Source organism: Bradyrhizobium sp., assembly GCF_004799405.1.
Lineage (GTDB): Bacteria > Pseudomonadota > Alphaproteobacteria > Rhizobiales > Xanthobacteraceae > Bradyrhizobium.
Map to the genome: position 1 here is coordinate 25,426 of NZ_SSMW01000036.1, position 19,323 is coordinate 44,748.

Here is a 19,323-nt window from a genome sequence, read left to right on the forward strand (position 1 = left end):
CTGAAAAACACAGGCGTCTAAATCCGGAGTAGTGACGTTGAGTCCAAGGGAGCTGGCGATGGCCGACGAAGCGCGTTCGCGACTGGGCCGCGGTCTTGCAAGTCTGATCGGAGATGTCGGCGGCGAGGCCGCGCATCTGGATCGGCCGCGCGCGCAACGTAAGGTGCCGATCGAATTTCTCAAACCGAATCCGCGCAATCCGCGTCGCGATTTTTCCGATGCCGAACTCGGCGAACTCGCCGATTCGATCCGGCAGCACGGCGTGATCCAGCCGATTGTGGTGCGTCCGGTCAAGGGCGCGCAGGACCGTTTCGAGATCGTCGCCGGCGAGCGCCGCTGGCGTGCATCGCAGATCGCGGGCCTGCACGAAGTACCGATCGTACCGGTCGATGTCAGCGACTCTGACGCGCTTGAGATCGCGATCATCGAGAACGTGCAGCGCGAAGACCTCAACGCGATGGAAGAGGCGCAGGGCTATCACGCACTCGCCGGCGAATTCAAACGCAGCCAGGAGGAGATCGCGAAGGTCGTCGGCAAGAGTCGCAGCCATGTCGCCAACATGATGCGGCTGACGAAATTGCCGGCGGAGGTGCAGGCTTATATCGCATCGGGTAAATTATCCGCGGGCCATGCGCGGGCGTTGATCGGCGTGCCCGATCCGGCTGCCGCGGCCAAACGCATCGTCGACGGAGGTCTCAATGTACGACAGGCCGAGGCGCTGGCGCATGTCGAGGGCGTGCCCGAGCGCAAGCCGCAAAAGGTCCGCGGCGGCAAAGTGAAAGACGCCGATACGATCGCGCTTGAAAAACGCGTGAGCGACGCGTTGGGCCTGGCCGTCACCGTCGATCACCGCGCTCCTGGCGGGACCGTGCATATTCGTTACCGCAACCTCGAGCAGCTCGACGAGATTGTGCGGAGACTGGATACGAAGGGGTAGGGACGCGCCTTTCTTCTCCCTCCCCCGCAAGCGGGAGAGCTGAGGGTCACTCATCCCCTTCGCTTCGCATTCACCGCAATCGACAGCAATGCGCGCTGCGCGATCGCGGCCGCGATCGCGGCCTGCTTGCGGGTTTCCAGCGCGGCGGCGGCGAGTTGTTCGATGACCAGCACCAGCCGGGCCGCACTGAAATTGCGCAGCGCCGTTTCGACATTTGCCTTCCGCGAAAAATGCAGCCGCGGAAACCCGCTGTCGAACAACGTCGATACCGGTGTTCCCTCCGCAACGGCGAGCGCCGATTTATGCAGCCACGCCGCCTGGCGCTGCGCCGCCGAGATGATCATGCCCGGGTAGGTGCCGGCGATCATGGCCTTGGCAAATTCGGTTTCGACCAGATCCGGCTTGCCTGCGAACGCGCCATCCACGATCGGATCGATCTTGAGTTCGGATGCATCCGCAACCACCGCCATCACGTCGTCCAGCGTGACTTCGCTGCCGCCGTGGGCATAGAGCGTCAATTTGCGCAGTTCGTTGCGCGAGGCCTGACGATCGCCACCGAGGAGCGCCATCAGGGCGGCGCGCGCGTCGGGCGCAATGTGCAAATTCGAGACCCGCAACTCGTCGTCGATCAGTTTGGCAAGGTCGCGTTCGCCGTCGGGATAGCAGCCGATCGCAACCGCGGTCCGGGCGCGCTCGCAGGCCTTGCGCAGCGGCGATTCGGGCCGCAGCTCGCCGGCCTCGATCACGATGCGGCAATCCTTCAAATTCTGCTCGGCCAGCGTGTCGATGCCGCTGGCGAAGCTGCGCGAGCCGGCGCGGACGCGTATGGCGCGGCGTCCGCCGAACAGCGGCACCGTCATTGCTTCATCGATGAGCCGTGACGGCTCGGCCGAAAGTTCGTCGCCGTCCAGCCGGACCAGCGAAAACGGATCGCTGGGGTCGTCGACCGCGGACGCCAGCAGGGCCTCGGCGCGTTCACGCACGAGCCCGGCATCGGGACCGTAGAGCAGGATAATCGGGCGTGCCGGATCGGGTCGGGACAGAAAAGCGTCGATCTCTTTTCCGCGAAGCGCGACCACTTGCAGCCCTTTTGGAGTTGGGTTCGCCGCTGCCGGACGCGCGCCTTCGCGTGGATCCGGAATGACGACCGATCAGGTGCCGGCGTAGAAGAACGACGCCAGCCGGGTCTGGATATTCTCCGCGATTTCCTGGCACGCGCGATCCTCGGCGTCGCGGAAGGCCCGGGCCCGGGCGAAGCGCTGGTAGCTGCCGGGGATATCGTAGGAGACGCGGGTGAACGTGCTGCCCGTCATCACCGATTTGTTCGACGCGATGTCGATCAGGTTGTATTGCGCATTGATGCCGTAACTTTCAATCGACGGCAGCGCCGTGGCCGGATCGACGATCAGCGACGAGTGGTTCGTGGCAAGCTTGATCTCCAGCCGGTGGGTTGGCGGCATGCCGGTGGCGTTGCCGTACATCTTGAACGCCAGCGCGTTGCGGATCTCCACCCCGAGCCGGGCTTCGCGCGAGGCGTTGGGATAATTGAGCGGAGGAACCTCCACCCCCAGCAGTTTCTCCCGTAAATCCGGCGTGCCGTCGGTGTGGGCAGCGTACATCGGCTGGAAACAGCCGGCCGTCAGCGCCGCCAGGGCGGCTACGGCAACAAGCCGAGCGGCGATGCGGATGCTAGCCAACGACATTCACAATCCTCATGGGCACCACGATCACTTTGCGGACGGGGTTGCCGGCCAGCGCCTGTTTTACCGCATCGAGGGCCAAAACGGCACCCTCAATTTCCGGATTCTGGGCATTGCGCGCCACCGTAACCTCACCCCGTTTCTTGCCGTTGACCTGAACCACCAGCGTCACCGTGTCTTCAACCAGCAAATCGCGTTCGATTTTGGGCCAATTGGCCTCCGAAACCAGGCCCGGCTGCCCCAAGACCCTCCAGCACTCCTCCGCCAGGTGGGGCATCATCGGGGAGAACAGTTGAACAAGGATGACCGCGGCCTCGTGGACCGACCACGCCAGATCCGGCGAGGGTTGCCCCCCGTGCCCCAGCACCTGGGCCAGCGCATTGGTAAATTCCCTGATGTAGGCGAGGCAGACGTTGAAATGCAGCTTCTCGATGCCGGTCGAGACCTTGTCCAGGGCCCCATGCGCCGCCTTGCGGAGGCCTAGCGCGTCGGCACCGAACGCCGCCGGCCGCGCCGCCGGCGCCGCCTTGGCGATATCGGCGGATTCATTCACCAGCCGCCATAACCGCTGCACGAAGCGCGACGCGCCCTGCATCCGCTCGTCGCTCCAGATCACGTCGCGATCGGGAGGCGAATCCGACAGCATGAACCAGCGCGCGGTATCGGCGCCATAGGTCTCGATGATGTCGTCGGGGTCGACGGTATTGCGCTTCGACTTCGACATCTTCTCGATCGCGCCGATGCTGATGTCTTCGCCGGTCGTGACCAGGTTGGCCCGCCTGCCGTTGCCGCCGACCTCGATCTTCACCTCGGCGGGCGTGACGTAGGAGCCGTCGGCCTTCTGATAGGTCTCGTGCACCACCATGCCTTGCGTGAACATGCCGGCGAACGGTTCCTCCATGTCGATATGGCCGGTCGCCTTCATCGCGCGGGTGAAGAAGCGGCTGTACAACAGATGCAGGATCGCGTGCTCGACACCGCCGATATACTGATCAACCGGCATCATCCGGTTCGCAACCGGCGGCGTGGTCGGCGCGTGTTCATTCCATGGATCGGTGAAGCGCGCGAAGTACCACGACGAATCCACGAACGTGTCCATGGTGTCGGTCTCACGCGTGGCGTTGCCGCCGCATTGCGGGCAGGTGACGTGCTTCCAGGTCGGATGATGGTCGAGCGCGTTGCCGGGCTTGTCGAAACTGACATCCTCCGGCAGCACCACCGGCAGGTCCTTGTCGGGCACCGGCACCACATCGCATTTCGGGCAGTGGATCACCGGGATCGGGCAGCCCCAATAGCGCTGGCGCGAGATACCCCAGTCGCGCAGGCGGAAGTTCACCTTGCGCTCGCCCACCGGCGTGGTGCCGCGCACTTCCTTTTCGAGCCGCTTTGCGACTTCTTCTTTCGCCTGCTCGATGGTCATGCCGTCCAGAAAACGCGAATTGATCATGCGGCCGTCACCGTCATAGGCGGTGTCGGTGATGACGAACGTCTTGGGATCCTGTCCCTCAGGGCAAACCACCGGCGTGTTGCCGAGGCCATATTTGTTGACGAAGTCGAGGTCGCGCTGGTCGTGCGCGGGACAGCCGAAGATCGCGCCGGTGCCGTATTCCATCAGCACGAAGTTGGCGACGTAGACCGGCAGTTTCCAGTTCGCATCGAACGGATGCACGGCCTTGATACCGGTGTCGAAGCCCAGTTTCTCGGCGGTGTCGATGATTTCCTGAGCGGTGCCGTGACGTTTGGCTTCCGCGATGAAGGCGGCGAGCCCTGGATTCTTCGCAGCCACGGCCTGCGCCAGCGGATGATCGGGTGCGATCGCCATGAACTTCGCCCCGAACAGCGTGTCATGCCGCGTCGTGAATATCCTGAGCTCGCTCTCGCCGTCGGGCGCGGTTGCCGGATCGAGCGCGAAGCGGACCAGCATGCCTTCGCTGCGCCCGATCCAGTTGCGCTGCATCAACCGAACCTTGTCTGGCCAGCGATCGAGCGTGTCGAGTGCGTCCAGCAATTCCTGCGAATACCGGGTGATCTTGAACACCCACTGGTTCATTTCGCGCTGCTCTACGAGTGCGCCGGAGCGCCAGCCGCGGCCGTCGATCACCTGCTCATTGGCAAGCACGGTCATGTCGACCGGATCCCAGTTGATCTTGCGCTTCTCGCGCTCGGCGAGACCCGCGCGCAGAAAATCCAGAAACATCTTCTGCTGATGCTTGTAATAGCCGGGATCGCAGGTGGCGAACTCCCTGCTCCAGTCGAGCGACAGCCCCATGGTCTGAAGCTGCTTCTTCATCGAGGCGATGTTGTCGTAGGTCCATGCCTTGGGCGCGACCTTGCGCTCGATGGCGGCATTTTCGGCCGGAAGGCCGAAGGCATCCCAGCCCATCGGGTGCAGCACATTGAAGCCCCTGGCCCGCATCGTGCGCGCCACCACATCGCCCATGGTGTAGTTGCGCACGTGCCCCATATGGATGCGCCCCGAAGGGTAGGGGAACATCTCGAGCACGTAATACTTCGGCCGCGGGTCGTCGTTCCTGGTGGCGAAGATGCCCCGGTCGGCCCAGGTCTTCTGCCAGTATTTTTCGGATTCGCGGGCGTTGTAGCGTTCGGAGGACATGGAATCTGAAGGGCTTTTGTGGATTCGAGGCCGGTCGAAATGACGGCGGACTAGGCCATAGAAGACCGCGAGGGGTCAACGCCTTAAGTGCCTTGATCGGGCCGGTGGGTGTGCCCTCAGCTCGCCAGCGCGATCTTGCCGACGCCATCCAGCATCCGCACGAACCCGTGCTCGACCACTGCGTTGCGGCCGCGATGTTTGGCGGCATAAAGGGCGGCGTCGGCGGCCTCGATCAGATCGCCCGGCCGCTGCATGTCGCTCGGCGTGGCGCCGGCAACGCCAATGCTGACGGTGACGGTTTTATGGCTGGAGGTGGCGTGAGGCATCGCGAGATTTTGAACCGCGCTGCGCACCATCTCGCCGATCTGCAACGCGCGGTTCGTATCGGTGTCCGGCAGCAGCAGGCAGAATTCCTCGCCGCCATAGCGCCCGGCAAAGCCCTTGGTCTCGGCGGCCACGCCGGCCAGCGTTTCGCCGAGCCGGGAGAGGCAGACGTCGCCTTCGGGATGACCGTAGGTGTCGTTGAACAGCTTGAAATGATCGACGTCGATCATCAATAGCGACAGTTCGCTGCTGTATTGCTGGGCCTTCATCCATTCGAAGTCGAGCCGGCTCTGGAAGCCGCGCCGGTTGGCGAGGCCGGACAGCATGTCAATCGACGCCATCACGGTGAGCCGGTCATTGGTGGCGACCAGTTCGCGCTCGCGCTGGCCAAGCTCGGCCGCCATCGTGTTGAAGGCGCGGGCCAGCGGGAAAAATTCCGCGGGCAGGCGGCTTTTCGCCGCCCGCACCGACCAGTCGCCCTGGCCGAAGCGTTTTGCTATCGCCGCCATCATTTCGATCGGCTGGATGATGAGCCTCTCCGCGGCGATCAACGCGCCGAGCAGCACGAACAGGCAGACGAACGCCAGTTGCAGATAGACCGTGCGAATCTCGCGATTGATGCTCGCGGCGATCTTCGCTTCGTCAAGGCTGACGATCAGGCGCGAGCCGGTGCCGGGAATACGGGCCGAATGCACCACGCGTTTGGAGCCATCGGCGGCGATGAATGAAATCGATTGCGTGGCCTGGTCCGAACCGATCGCCTTGTCGGCGATGGCCGCCAGCAACGGCACGTTGTCCAGCGCCCGGCCGACCATGCTGGCCTGATCGAAGGGTGCCGCGACAACGGTTCCCTCGCTATCGATCAGCACGGCCGAAACGCCAGAACGGCCGCCGAGGTCGGCCATGACTTTCGACATCCAGTCGAGATTGATGCCGGCAACAATAACCGCGTCCTCGCCGGCGGCGATCGCCGCCACCGGGTAGGCCGCCGTCATGATCGGCAGCTTGGCTGCTCTGGCGAGCAGATAATCGCTGAACACGAAGCCGCGGGTCTCCACCGCCTTTTTGAGATAGCTACGGTCGCTGAGATCCACGCCGACGAGGCTGGGCAATGTCGAGCATTGAACCCGGCCATTGCCGGCGACGATCGACATGCTTCTGATCCAGGGCAGCTCGACCTGCATGCTCGCGCGCAGAATATCGCAACTGCGGCTGACGCCGCCCGCCGAGGCCCTGATGTAGGCGGCCGATTTCATCATCGTCTCGACCGAGGAGACGATTTCGCGCTGCGCCTGGACGCTTTGCCGCGCGATCGTGGAAAATTCCTGGGTGGCCTGTGCGATCTGCTTGGCGCGGGTGTCCTCAAGCGAGCGGGCGCGTTCCAGCATCAACGGCGTCACCAGGATCAGCGCCAGCAATGCGAGCCGCGCGCGGATTCCGAGAAGCTTCTTGAGTTTCACTCTTTTGCGGTTGAAAGTAACGCGCGACATCTTCGTCCCCCGACCCCGCGCGCAAGCTAGACAGAAGGGTTCAAGAAGCCTTTCCTGAATTCGGTAAAATTCGAACGAACCGGCAAATTTACGACCGACCGATGACATGACAGCCGAAAACCCGCCGCCGATTACCCCGTCTTTACCAAACGCGCTTTCCGCCGTGCAGCAGGAGATCGTGCGCGCCTGCAAGCAAGCGCGTCGGGACCCGGCATCGGTGACGCTGATCGCGGTGTCCAAAACATTCGACGCCGGCGCCATCACGCCCGTAATCGTGGCGGGGCAGCGCGTATTCGGCGAGAATCGCGTGCAGGAAGCCAAAGCGAAATGGCCAGGGTTAATGTCGGCTTACCCCGGCGTCGCGCTGCACCTGATCGGGCCGCTGCAATCCAACAAGGCGAAGGAGGCCGTGGCGCTGTTCGATGCCATTCATTCGGTCGATCGCCCGAGCATTTGCCAGGCGTTAGCCAAGGAAATCGATTCTCAAAAACGGCGGCCGCAACTGTTCGTCCAGCTCAACACCGGCGAGGAGCCGCAAAAGGCGGGTGTCGCGCCATCAGAGGCGGACGCCTTCATTGCCGATTGCCGCGACCAGTATGGGCTGGCGATTTCGGGCCTGATGTGCATTCCGCCGGTCGATGACGCGCCGGCGCCGCATTTTGCGCTGACCGCCAAAATCGCCGCGCGCAATGGCCTGAAGAACCTGTCGATGGGCATGAGCGCCGACTTCGCCATCGCGATTCAGTTCGGCGCGACCCATGTACGCGTCGGCTCGGCGATCTTCGGGCACCGTTAGCCCAGCGTCGCCTACTTGAATGCGACCGACACCTTGCCGACCCCACCGAAGTCGGCCTCGAACAGATCGCCCGATTGAATCGGCAACGGCGGGTGGCAGGTACCGGTGGTCACGACCTGGCCCGCTCTCAGCGGGATGCCAAGCTGACGAAGTTCGTTGGCAAGCCAGGTCAGCGCAATCCGGGGATCGCCGAGCACATTCTTGCCGTGACCGATGAATTGTTTTCCGCGCAGCTTGATAACCGGTCGCTCTTCGACGAGATCGAGCGTGCGCCAGTTCGAATTTGTCGCCGCGCCGAGAACGAACAAATGGGCGCAGGCATTGTCGGCGATGATCTGCGCGGCTCCGGCGCGGACAAAATCCGCGAATCTCGAATCCGGAATCTCGATCGCCGGATGAAGCGTGTCGACTGCGTCGAGAACCTGTTGCACGGTGTAAGGAACCGATCGCGGCGGCAGATCCATCGCCATGCTGAAGGCGAATTCGGGCTCGGCGACGCGCATTTCATTTCCCGCCATGGAAGCCGTGCCGCCATCCGCAATGAGCGTCTCGGAAAAGATCCGGCCAGCCATCGGGCCGTCGACATTGATGTGCTTTTGTCCGGCTTCGCTGGTGGCCGCGATCTTCCAGCCGAACAGGGTCCCGGCCGCGTATTGTTCGATTGCCGCCTGAATCGCGTAGCCTTCGGCACGGTCGTGCGGCCGCTGCGACGGCTCAAGTCCTCCGAACTTTGTGCCGGCTCGCCAATGATCGTGCAGGGTTCGCGACGAAGCCGCTATCTGATGTTGATCGAGCATTGTTTTTGCGATCCCGCAATGACGCTCATCCAATCACAATCCTGGTGTTTGGACCCAATCGCGCCAACAATCGCAGCATCGCGGCCCTGGTCATCGAAACGCATCCGGCGGTTGGCGAAAAATCCGGGCGCGCCAGATGCAGGAATACGGCGCTGCCGCGGCCGGCGACGCGCGGCCGGGTATTGTGGTCGATCTCGACGATGAAATCATAAAGATGGTCGTCGCGCTTGAGCCGGTCGCCGCCGCTTTCGCGATCCCGCCACATCGGCTGGTTGTAATGGCGGCTGCGAGGATCTTCGCACCAGGCGTCGTCAGGCTTGATGGCGCGAACCGGCAGAAAAGTGCGGGGACGTGGATGGCGGTCGGCGCGCCACCACAATTGTCGCGGCCGGAACGTGCCTTTAGGGCTCCCGCCATCGCCTTCGCGCTTGTCGGCCCTGATGCCGCCGCGCCCAAGTGCGACGGGCACCGTCTGGCCGCCCGCCACGAGCCAGCCCCGGCGCGGATTGCCGGCGGCGGCGCGAATCCGGATCGCGGACAGCGGCCGGTCGCGCAGGCCGGTTGGATAAGTAGTTGAAATACTGGAGCTTCTCATCCGAAAGTAAACCCTGCGGTTGCGGCCAGGCCTGCAAACGTCCTATTTCGCGCCCATTACAGGACATTCATCAAAAGCCGCGGAATTCTGGAGTAGACTGCGCCGCGGCTTGTGAATCTGTAACAGTTCCCTACCTCAAGACGAACCAATACCTGACCACCCATTACCGGCTCGGCTGAAGGCGCTTTCCGCTCTCATCTGCCGCTTCCAAAGGATTGTACGCTATGGCCAACGCCCGCAAGATCCTGATCGTGGATGACGACACCGATCTGCGCGATACGCTGGTGGAACAATTGTCACTGCACGAAGAATTCGAGGCCTCCGCCGTCGATACCGGTGCCAAGGGTGCCAACGCCGCCAAGGCCAACGCTCCCGATCTGGTGCTGATGGATGTGGGGTTGCCTGACACCGATGGGCGCGAAGTCGTCCGCTCGCTGCGCAAGGGCGGCTTCAAAGCGCCGATCATCATGCTCACCGGACACGATACCGATTCGGACACCATCCTCGGACTTGAGTCCGGCGCCAACGACTATGTCGCCAAGCCGTTTCGTTTTGCCGTGTTGCTGGCGCGGATCCGGGCGCAACTCCGCCAGCATGAAGCCAGCGAAGACGCGGTGTTTTCCGTCGGTCCGTACAGTTTTCGGCCCGGTTCCAAGATGCTGACCGGCGCCAATGCCAGGAAAGTGCGGCTGACCGAAAAGGAAACCGCGATCCTGCGATTTCTCTACCGGGCCGGCCAGTTGCCGGTGTCGCGCGAGACGTTGCTGCAGGAAGTGTGGGGTTATAATTCGGGCGTCACCACGCACACCCTGGAAACCCACATCTACCGGCTGCGCCAGAAGATCGAAAAAGACGCCGCCAATCCCGAGATACTGGTGACGGAAGCCGGTGGCTACAAGCTGGTGCCGTGATACGATTCGGGCGGCGATTCGTAAAAATGGTACGCCAAGCGCTTCCCGATCCGGTTCTGCATGTCGATCGAAGATGATGTTGCCCTGCTCGAGCGCGTCCCGACACTGCGCCTGTTGGGGACGGCCGCCCTGCGCATGCTGGCGATCGGCTCCGAGCAGCGTGATGTTGCACGGGATGATGTGCTGTTCTCGATTGGCGATGACGCCGATTCAGGGTTCATCGTTCAGCATGGCACGTTCCAGATCAGTTTTGAGGACGGTAGCGGCGCCGAAATCGTCGCGGGTCCTGGGGCGTTGATCGGCGAGCTGGCGCTGGTCGTTCCGATGCAGCGGCCCGCTACCGCGGTCGCACTGGAGCATTGTTCGGTGATTCGCATCGCGCGCAGCCTGTTCCAGCGGGTGCTGGAAAGCGATCCGGCCGCGGCGCGCCGGCTGCGCGATGAATTCGCCAGCCGCACCAGCCAGATCGCCAGCGATATCGTGATGGCCGGCGCGAAACTGAGCACTTAGCTCCGCACCATTTCCCGCCGTCTCCGCGAAATGCAGCGACGACGAATAAAGCGGACACGGCGCTCAGACCTCGAGCGTTACCGTGACCGGCACATGATCGGACGGCCGGTTCCAGCCACGCGCGTCTCGCGTGATCCTGAAATCGCTGACGCCGTCCTTGAGCGCGCGCGACACCCAGATGTGATCCAGCCTTCGGCCGCGATCGGCCAGCGTCCAGTCGGCGGCGCGGTAACTCCACCAGGTGTAGACTTTTTCCGACATCGGAATACGCATCCGCGCGACGTCGACCCATTCGCCGTGGCTTTGCGCCGCCAATAGTTTCTCGCATTCGATCGGGGTATGCGACACGATTTTCAGCAACTGCTTGTGCGACCACACGTCGTTCTCATGCGGTGCCACATTGAGATCGCCGACCAGGATATGCCGGTCGTCGCCGCGCGGATGCAGCGGCTCGCAGGCCTTCATCTCGTCGAGAAACCGGAGCTTGTGTTCGAATTTCGGATTGAGCGCGGGATCGGGAATATCGCCGCCGGCCGGCACGTAGAAATTGTGGACTACCAGCGGTTTCGACAGCTGCGCCTTGTCGCCGAACGCAACCGAGATGTGCCGCGAATCGATCTTGTCGCAAAAGGTGCGGATATCCGTGGTCTGGAATGGCAGTTTCGAGATCACGGCGACGCCGTGATAGCCCTTCTGCCCGTTCAGTGCGACGTGTTCATAGCCGAGGCGTTTGAAGCGTTTCAGCGGGAAGGCATCGTCGATGCATTTGGTTTCCTGCAGGCACAGGACATCCGGCCTCACCGACTTGAGAAACCTGGCGACGATATCGATGCGCAGGCGCACCGAATTGATATTCCACGTGGTCAGGGAGAAGCGCATGGAAAGGATGTATCAGCGCAAGGGCAGAAAGACACGTCTCATCACACCCTTCGCGCGCGTCTCGAACGATCGCGGCAGGATGGGAGCGGGACTAGTTGTTCGATCCCGGATAATTGGTGAAGTCGATCTTGAACAGGCCTGGATCGATTTTCTTCGAGGAATCCAGATTGTAGACCGCAACCGTGGTGTCATAGCCTTGCGGATCGGTCACCGTCCATTGCTTGAGCTGGCCGTCCTTGGCCCCGATCATCAGCATCAGGCGGCTGGTGCCGATCAGCGCCTGCTTCTCCTCGATGGTGACGCTGGTGAAAACACTGTCCGATGTCACGTTCACGACATTGGTGTCCTTCATGAGATCGATGCGATCGGACAGCAGATAACGCAGCGGCGTCTGCGACAGCGGGTAGATGTCCTGGGTCGCAAGCTTGCGATCGCGCACGGCTACCGACGATCCGTCGGCGATAATGTCGATCGGACTCGGCTCATCATATTCGAAGCGCACCTTGCCGGGCTTCTGGATGTAAAAATCGCCCTTGGTCCTGCTGCCGTCGGGCCCGACCTGAACGAAATTTCCAACCAGCGTTTGCAGCGACGACAGATAGGAACTCACTCTGCCGGCCTGCGCCTTTTGACTGGCATCGAAGGTCGCGAAAACATTGGCGGGCAGATTCCGGCGCGGATCGGGGATCACCGGATTCGGCACCGCCGCCGGTGTTGCCCCGGTCGTCAGCGGGCCTTTTTGCAAATCCGACGCACTCATCTGGACGCCGTCGCGGGCCTTCGGCGCGGGTTTTGGGATCGGTACGGTCTGGGCTGATGCCGGGATTACCGTAGCGGTCACAAACGCCGCGATCAGCATGGCCAACCCGGGGCGCATGCGAGGATTTGCGAATCGCTTTGCCGCCGGGAATTTGAGATTCCTGTCCAACGCGTCGTCCTGCCTGATTCTCGGCCGTTTTATCGTGCTTTCGGCAAAAGGGGATATCGTTTTTCCGTGAGAATACAGAGCCAACTCCAACAGTCCTTTTAACCCGCTTATGCCTTCAGAAGCGGCTTTCTTCTTCTTCGACCAGAATTTCGCGTTTACCGGCGTGGTTGGCCTGTCCGACGATGCCTTCGAGTTCCATTCGTTCCATCAGCGAGGCAGCGCGGTTATATCCGATTTGGAGCCGGCGCTGAATGTAGCTGGTCGAGGCCTTGCGGTCGCGCTTGACGATCGCCACCGCCTGCGAGAACAGATCGCCGCCGCCGTCGCCGCCCATGCCGGTGGAATCGAACACCGCGCCGTCTTCGTCGGTCGGCTCTTCAGCCGTGACCGCTTCGAGATATTCCGGCTGGCCCTGCGTTTTGAGGTGGCGCACCACCTTCTCGACTTCTTCGTCCGACACGAAAGGCCCGTGGACGCGGCTGATGCGTCCGCCGCCGGCCATATAGAGCATGTCGCCCTGTCCGAGCAATTGCTCGGCGCCCATTTCGCCGAGAATGGTGCGGCTGTCGATTTTCGAGGTGACCTGAAACGAGATGCGGGTCGGGAAGTTGGCCTTGATGGTGCCGGTGATGACGTCGACCGACGGACGCTGGGTGGCGAGAATCACATGCAGCCCGGCGGCGCGCGCCATCTGCGCCAGCCGTTGTACCGCGCCTTCGATATCCTTGCCGGCGACCATCATCAGGTCGGCCATTTCATCGACGATGATGACGATGTAGGGCAACGGATCGAGCTCGAGCTTCTCGTCCTCGTAGACCGCTTTGCCGGTTTCCTTGTCGAAGCCGGTGTGCACGGTGCGGGTCAGCTCTTCGCCCTTGGCTCTGGCTTCCACCAACCGCGCATTGTAGCCGTCGATGTTGCGCACGCCGAGCTTGGACATTTTCTTGTAGCGCTCTTCCATTTCGCGCACCGCCCATTTCAGCGCGACCACGGCCTTCTTCGGATCGGTCACGACCGGCGTCAGCAGATGCGGAATGCCATCATAGACCGAGAGCTCGAGCATCTTCGGGTCGACCATGATCAGCCGGCATTGATCGGGCCGCAGGCGGTACACCAGGCTGAGGATCATGGTGTTGATGGCGACCGATTTGCCGGAGCCGGTGGTGCCGGCGATCAACAGATGCGGCATCCGCGCGAGATCGACGATGATGGATTCGCCGCCGATGTTCTTGCCGAGACAAAGCGGAAGTTTGGCGACCGACTCGTTGCCGTCCTTGACCGACAGCAATTCGCGCAAATAGACCTTCTCGCGATGCGGGTTCGGCAGTTCGATGCCGATGGCATTGCGGCCGGGCACCACGGCGACGCGCGCCGAGAGCGCGCTCATCGAGCGCGCGATGTCGTCGGCCAGGCCGATAACGCGGGACGATTTGATGCCGGGCGCGGGCTCCAGTTCGTACAGCGTCACCACCGGGCCGGGATGGGCCTTGACGATTTCACCGCGGACGCCGAAATCGCCAAGCACGCCTTCCAGTGCCCGCGAATTGGAGTCCAGCTCCGATTTGCTGAGCGGCTGGCGATCCGAGGCCCTCGGCGCGGTCAGCACCGAGACCGGCGGCAGTTCGAACTTGTCGGACGATCTGCGCGCCGTCGCGCGCGGCGCGGCCTTCTTGCGCGGCGCGCGGACGGCAGCGGGGGTTTCCTCATCGTCTTCGTCGAAATCCTCATCGGAACCCGGCGCCAGCGATGGGTTGGCGCGGCCGCCCAGATTCGGCTCCTGGCGCTCGAATGAGCGTGGTGCCGGCGCACTGGCGACTAACCAGCCATAGGCCAGGGTCAGCAATCGCCACAGCCGCACCTTCGCGCTCATGGCGGCATGAAATGCCCATCCGAGCGAGATCGCGCCGCGATCGTCCTCTTCGACGAATGGCGCGTCATCGTCCTCGATCGGCGTCAATTCCTCCTCGCGTGGGCGCGAACCGATGCCGCTTGCGACCAGGAATGTTGCGACAACAACGGCGCACAGCACGATACCGAGCACGAGACGATAGAGGATGCCGGGCGGACCGAATACCACGGCGGGTGCGCGCACCAGCGCGTCGCCGACCACGCCGCCGAGCCCGGTCGGCAGCGGCCATGTCCCGCCATGCGGCCAGCAGCTTGCGAATCCGGCAGCCGTGACCGTGCAGAGGATCCAGCTCGAAATCCGCAGCGCCTCGCGGTCGAACGTGCGATGGGTCAGCATGCGCCAGCCCCACACCGCCACCGGCAGGATCAGCATGATGGCACCGAGGCCAAGAATCTGCATCAGGAGGTCGGCGCCGATCGCGCCGGGATAACCGACGACGTTGCGGATCGCGCGCGAAGTGGCGTGGCTGAGGCTCGGGTCCTGCACCGACCAGGTCATGATCGCCGCCGCGGCGACCCCGGAAAGCGACAGCAATGCGAGGCCCGCCAGTTCGCGCAACCGCCGCGCCAGCGCGTCGCGGACCGACGCCGGCAGTTGACCGACCAGGGGAATCACACGTTCGATCGCCGGCATGCTCACGGGCCTTCGCGATTAATCCAGAATTTCGACCAGCCGGTGCAACGCCTCGGCTGTTGTTTCACTGTCCTGCACCAGCGCCAGGCGAATATAGCCCGCGCCGGGATTGCTGCCGTCGGGTTGCCGCCGCGCCAAATAACTTCCGGGGATCACGCGCACGCCGGCATCCCTGTAGAGTTTCACCGTCGCGGCTTCGTCGCCGCCATGGGCCGACACGTCGAGCCAGACGCAGAAGCCGCCGGCGGGACGATGATAGCCGTAGCGATTGCCGAGGATCTGGTCGGCGAGATCGAACTTGATTCGGTACAGCCGGCGATTTTCCTCGACATGCGCCTCGTCGCTGTAGGCGGCGACCGCGACCTGCTGCAGCGGCATCGGCACCTGGGGTGCGGCGACATTGCGCAACTCGTGAAACGCACCGAGGAAGTTCTTGTCGCCAGCAGCAAAGCCGACCCGCATGCCCGGCAGGTTCGAGCGCTTCGACAGCGACTGAAATGCAACGACGTTGGTAAAATCGGGCCCGGCGCATTCCAGCATGCTGCCCGGCGCTTCGCTGGTGTAGATCTCCGAATAGCATTCGTCGCTCAGGATCATGAAGCCGAAGCGATCGGCGAGTTTTTTCAGGCGGCCGAAATATTCCCGTGAGGCCACCGCGCCCTGCGGGTTCGCCGGCGAGGCGATGTAGATCGCGACGGTGCGCGCCAGCGTCGCATCATCGAGCGCATCGAGGTCGGGGAGGAATCCGTTGGCAAGCGTGGTCGGCAGATAGATCGTTTCGCAGCCCGCGGCGCGCGCCCCGGCGCCGTAGGCTGGATAAAACGGATTGGGCACCAGGATCGCGGGCTTGCCCTTGCGCTCGCCGACATAGCGGACGGCCGTGAGCGCGGCGAAAAACAGGCCCTCGCGGCTGCCGTTGAGCACCAGAAGCTCGGTCTCGGGATCGATCCCGCGGGGCAGGCTGAATCGGGTGGAAAGCCAGTTCGCTGCCGCCCGGCGAAACGGCTCGATGCCCTTGATCAACGGATAGCGGCCGAAATCGGCGATGTGCTTGGCCAGGACCGGGCCGACGAAGGCGGGAACCGGATGCTGTGGCTCCCCTAACGATAGTGTAATCAAGGGCTTAGCTGGCTGATACGGCGCCAAGAGTTCGGTCACCCGGGCAAATGGCGAGCGTTCGCTTTCCTGATTGCCGACGCCCTGGGGCGCGCGGGATGAAGCGGTCATTGCCATGCGTGAAGCGCCAGAACTCTTAAAGGTAGCCGATCGCAGGTCGAGACCGGCCAAAAACAGATCAGACCACCATAGATACGGCGAGGTTAAGACGCGATTAACCATCGAGGCCAGCGGCGATTTTGCTGCGGGATCGCCGCCGCTCCGCGAGGATTGTGCCCCCCTCAAACCCCGCCTCGTTGAAAAGAATAGCGCGAGCCCAAAAAAAGAGAGGGGCTCCAGCTTGCGCTGAAGCCCCTCAACGGTCGGGGCATTGCCGGGTATGTGCCCAAACCGTAGTTCTGGGCGCGATCTTGCGAGATCGCGCCCCGGGAGAACTCACATGTTGTAGGCGCGCTCGGTGTGCTCGGTGATATCGAGGCCTTCACGCTCCACTTCGACGCTGGCGCGCAGGCCGACGATGACATCGACGACCTTGTAGAGGATCGCCGAGCCGACGCCCGACCACACCAGCGTGGTGGCGACGCCCCAGCACTGCGAGATCATCTGGTCGGCGAACACGTAGTCCTGGACCTTGCCGATGGTGTAATCCATCACGCCGGTGCCACCGAGCGCCGGATTGACCAGGATGCCGGTGCCGAGGGCGCCGACGATTCCGCCGATACAGTGAACGCCGAACACGTCGAGCGAGTCGTCGTAGCCGAGCGCGTTCTTGATCACGGTGACGAAGAACAGGCAGACCACGCCGACCACCAGACCGAGCACGATCGCGCCCATCGGACCGGAGTAACCGGCCGCCGGCGTTACCGCCACCAGTCCCGCTACCGCGCCCGAGATTGCGCCGAGCACCGAGGGGTGGCCCTTGGTGATCCATTCGGCGAACATCCAGGACAGCGCCGCCGCCGCGGTCGCGACGAAGGAGTTGGTCATGGCGAGTGCGGCGCCGCCATTGGCTTCGAGATTCGATCCGGCGTTGAATCCGAACCAACCCACCCAGAGCAGCGAGGCGCCGATCATGGACATGGTCAGCGAATGCGGAGCCATCAAATCCTTGCCGTAACCGGTGCGCTTGCCGATCAGCAGTGCACCGACCAGACCGGCGATACCGGCGTTGATGTGCACCACGGTGCCGCCTGCGAAGTCGATCGCGCCCTTCTTGAAGACCCAGCCGCCGTCGGCCAGGAAGTCGGTCTTCGCCGTTTCAAAGGCGGCTTGCGCGGCCGTCTTGGCAGCGCCGTCCGCCGCGGTTTCGACCGCCTTGAGCGCCGCCGAGATCGCATCCGGTCCGGCCCAATACCAAACCATGTGCGCAATCGGGAAGTAGATCAGCGTCACCCACAGCGGAATAAACAACGCGACCGCGGCGAACTTCATGCGTTCGGCGAACGCGCCGACGATGAGGGCCGGGGTGATCGCCGCGAATGTCATCTGGAAGCAGACATAGACCAGTTCGGTGATGTTGACGTCGGCGCTGAATGTCGCCGCCTTGGAGTCCGGCGTCACGCCCATCAGGAAGGCTTTCGAGAAGCCGCCGATGAAGTCAGACCCGCCGGTGAAGGCGAGGCTGTAGCCGTAAAGCGCCCACAGGATGGTGACAATGCAGACGGTGTAGAATACCTGCATCAGCACCGAGAGCATGTTCTTGGAGCGGACGAGACCACCGTAGAAAAGTGCGAGGCCCGGGATCGTCATCAACAGCACCAGCACCGTCGATGTCAGCATCCAGGCATTGTCGCCCTTGTTGACAGTTGGCTCCGCGTAGGCAGCGGTCGCGGCGAACAGGCCGACTGCGAGGGCCACCAATCCCGCGCTATAGGGACGCTTGAACGTCATTTTGTTTTACTCCTGATTGGATAAGGTTGAGCGCGAAATCAAAGTGCCGCGGCATCTGCCTCGCCGGTGCGGATGCGAACCGCATGGTCGAGATTGATGACGAAGATCTTGCCGTCGCCGATCTGTCCGGTTTTTGCCGCGGACGTGATGGCTTCGATGGTCTTGTCGACCTGGTCCGAGGCTACAGCGACCTCGATCTTGATCTTGGGCAGGAAGCTCACCGCGTATTCAGCACCGCGATAAATTTCCGTATGGCCTTTCTGCCGGCCATATCCCTTGACTTCCGTCACCGTAAGACCGTGAACGCCAATGGCGGTCAGGGCGTCACGGACTTCTTCGAGCTTGAATGGCTTGATGATCGCCATAACGATTTTCATGGGTCTTAATCCCCGCTTGGGTCCGGTCCAGACGCGACCGGACGTTCTCGACTGAGGTTCACCACGCGGAGAAATTCACTACGCGGGCACAGCCGGTCCCATAGAATCAAATGCCGTGCCAGATCGGCCGCATTCCCTAACGGATTATGAAAGCGGACCTTTTCGCGCTTTATCGGAACTCGCTTAGGCCGCGCCCATCGGGCCCGCTCAATGCCTAATCACGCCTGATGAAATTGTAGGCAGGTCGGGCTCCCGACATAATCGTGCCCATCGGGAGAGCAAGGAAAAGGTATTGGGATAGTGAATTACCACCAAGCCTCGCCGTGCTGCGAAATATCGAGGCCTTCCAGCTCATGTTCGCGGGGCGACCCGTAAACGAATATCTTGCCGCCGGACCAAACCAGGGTAAGCCGCGACACCGACGCGACGCATTGTGATCCTAGAGCGCGTCGCTGTCGGTTTCGCCGGTCCGGATACGCAAGGCGTGATCGATCGGGGTGACGAATATCTTGCCGTCGCCGATCTGGCCGGTGCGCGCGCTGGAAGTGATGACGTCAACCGTCTTGTCGGCAAGCTCGGACGAGACCGCGACTTCGATCCGCAGTTTCGGCAAGAAATTCACGACATATTCGGCGCCGCGATAGACTTCGGTGTGGCCCTTCTGGCGGCCGTAACCCTTGACCTCGGTCACGGTCATGCCGCTGACCCCGATCGCGGTAAGCGCTTGTCGCACCTCGTCAAGCTTGAAGGGTTTAATAATGGCGACAACGAGCTTCATGGTCAGGCCTTCATTTCCAAAATTCCGGGACATCACGCGACGCTTTGATGCGCGCCGCGCTCAAGTTTGGCATCTTTCCGCGCCAATGGCACAAAAAGTTGTAGGACCCAACGAAAAACAATGGCGATAGCCATATGGC

The 19,323-nt window shown here is 62.6% G+C and carries 17 protein-coding genes; 4 read left to right on the forward strand and 13 right to left on the reverse strand.

The features are described 5' to 3' along the window. The first annotated feature begins 58 nt into the window (after positions 1-58). Positions 59-937 (forward strand): ParB/RepB/Spo0J family partition protein, encoded by an 879-nt coding sequence (locus E7813_RS06425; RefSeq protein ID WP_291571997.1) that lies wholly within the window; start codon positions 59-61, stop codon positions 935-937. 50 nt (positions 938-987) lie between these two features. Here the strand turns inward: E7813_RS06425 and holA are convergent, their stop codons facing one another. The 4 genes from holA to E7813_RS06445 form a co-directional block, all read right to left on the reverse strand. Further along, on the reverse strand, positions 988-2,016 hold the full coding sequence (gene holA / locus E7813_RS06430; protein WP_291571999.1) for a DNA polymerase III subunit delta: 1,029 nt from the start codon (positions 2,014-2,016) through the stop codon (positions 988-990). 72 nt (positions 2,017-2,088) lie between these two features. Then, complete coding sequence (gene lptE, locus E7813_RS06435) at positions 2,089-2,640, reverse strand: LPS assembly lipoprotein LptE (protein WP_291572001.1); 552 nt, start codon at positions 2,638-2,640, stop codon at positions 2,089-2,091. Further along, the gene (leuS, locus tag E7813_RS06440; RefSeq protein WP_291572003.1) at positions 2,627-5,251 is read right to left on the reverse strand and encodes a leucine--tRNA ligase; all 2,625 of its coding nucleotides are present in this window, start codon (positions 5,249-5,251) and stop codon (positions 2,627-2,629) included. Before leuS ends, lptE begins: the two co-directional genes overlap by 14 nt. Before the next feature lie 116 nt (positions 5,252-5,367). After that, a complete protein-coding gene (locus E7813_RS06445) occupies positions 5,368-7,065 on the reverse strand; it encodes a diguanylate cyclase (protein WP_291572006.1) in 1,698 nt (565 codons plus the stop codon). A gap of 106 nt (positions 7,066-7,171) precedes the next feature. Here E7813_RS06445 and E7813_RS06450 point away from each other — a divergent pair, with 106 nt between their 5' ends. After that, positions 7,172-7,861 (forward strand): YggS family pyridoxal phosphate-dependent enzyme, encoded by a 690-nt coding sequence (locus E7813_RS06450; RefSeq protein ID WP_291572008.1) that lies wholly within the window; start codon positions 7,172-7,174, stop codon positions 7,859-7,861. A gap of 11 nt (positions 7,862-7,872) precedes the next feature. Here the strand turns inward: E7813_RS06450 and E7813_RS06455 are convergent, their stop codons facing one another. Beyond that, positions 7,873-8,658, reverse strand: coding sequence for a fumarylacetoacetate hydrolase family protein (locus E7813_RS06455; protein WP_291572011.1), 786 nt, complete (start codon positions 8,656-8,658; stop codon positions 7,873-7,875). 25 nt (positions 8,659-8,683) lie between these two features. Further along, positions 8,684-9,253, reverse strand: coding sequence for a L,D-transpeptidase family protein (locus E7813_RS06460; RefSeq protein WP_291572013.1), 570 nt, complete (start codon positions 9,251-9,253; stop codon positions 8,684-8,686). A gap of 224 nt (positions 9,254-9,477) precedes the next feature. Between E7813_RS06460 and E7813_RS06465 the strand changes: the two genes are divergently transcribed. Continuing rightward, positions 9,478-10,164, forward strand: a complete 687-nt coding sequence (locus E7813_RS06465; protein ID WP_291572015.1) for a response regulator transcription factor — start codon at positions 9,478-9,480, stop codon at positions 10,162-10,164. A 60-nt stretch (positions 10,165-10,224) separates the two neighbouring features. Then, complete coding sequence (locus E7813_RS06470; protein ID WP_291572017.1) at positions 10,225-10,674, forward strand: cyclic nucleotide-binding domain-containing protein; 450 nt, start codon at positions 10,225-10,227, stop codon at positions 10,672-10,674. Positions 10,675-10,737: 63 nt separating this feature from the next. Here E7813_RS06470 and E7813_RS06475 read toward each other — a convergent pair whose 3' ends face one another. From E7813_RS06475 to E7813_RS06505, 7 genes are all read right to left on the reverse strand, one after another. Next, positions 10,738-11,553: an exodeoxyribonuclease III gene (locus E7813_RS06475; RefSeq protein ID WP_291572018.1), complete on the reverse strand. Its 816-nt coding sequence runs from the start codon at positions 11,551-11,553 to the stop codon at positions 10,738-10,740. Between the two features lie 91 nt (positions 11,554-11,644). Continuing rightward, positions 11,645-12,430 carry an outer membrane lipoprotein carrier protein LolA gene (locus E7813_RS06480; RefSeq protein ID WP_291572020.1) on the reverse strand — a complete coding sequence of 262 codons (786 nt, stop codon included), beginning with the start codon at positions 12,428-12,430 and terminating at the stop codon, positions 11,645-11,647. Positions 12,431-12,596: 166 nt separating this feature from the next. Next, on the reverse strand, positions 12,597-15,029 hold the full coding sequence (locus E7813_RS06485; RefSeq protein ID WP_291572022.1) for a DNA translocase FtsK: 2,433 nt from the start codon (positions 15,027-15,029) through the stop codon (positions 12,597-12,599). A 12-nt stretch (positions 15,030-15,041) separates the two neighbouring features. Further along, positions 15,042-16,256, reverse strand: a complete 1,215-nt coding sequence (locus tag E7813_RS06490; RefSeq protein WP_291572024.1) for an aminotransferase class I/II-fold pyridoxal phosphate-dependent enzyme — start codon at positions 16,254-16,256, stop codon at positions 15,042-15,044. 318 nt (positions 16,257-16,574) lie between these two features. Continuing rightward, positions 16,575-18,029: an ammonium transporter gene (locus E7813_RS06495; RefSeq protein ID WP_291572026.1), complete on the reverse strand. Its 1,455-nt coding sequence runs from the start codon at positions 18,027-18,029 to the stop codon at positions 16,575-16,577. Between the two features lie 38 nt (positions 18,030-18,067). Then, on the reverse strand, positions 18,068-18,406 hold the full coding sequence (locus E7813_RS06500; RefSeq protein WP_213735856.1) for a P-II family nitrogen regulator: 339 nt from the start codon (positions 18,404-18,406) through the stop codon (positions 18,068-18,070). 439 nt (positions 18,407-18,845) lie between these two features. After that, positions 18,846-19,184: a P-II family nitrogen regulator gene (locus E7813_RS06505; RefSeq protein WP_291572032.1), complete on the reverse strand. Its 339-nt coding sequence runs from the start codon at positions 19,182-19,184 to the stop codon at positions 18,846-18,848. Positions 19,185-19,323: the final 139 nt, after the last annotated feature.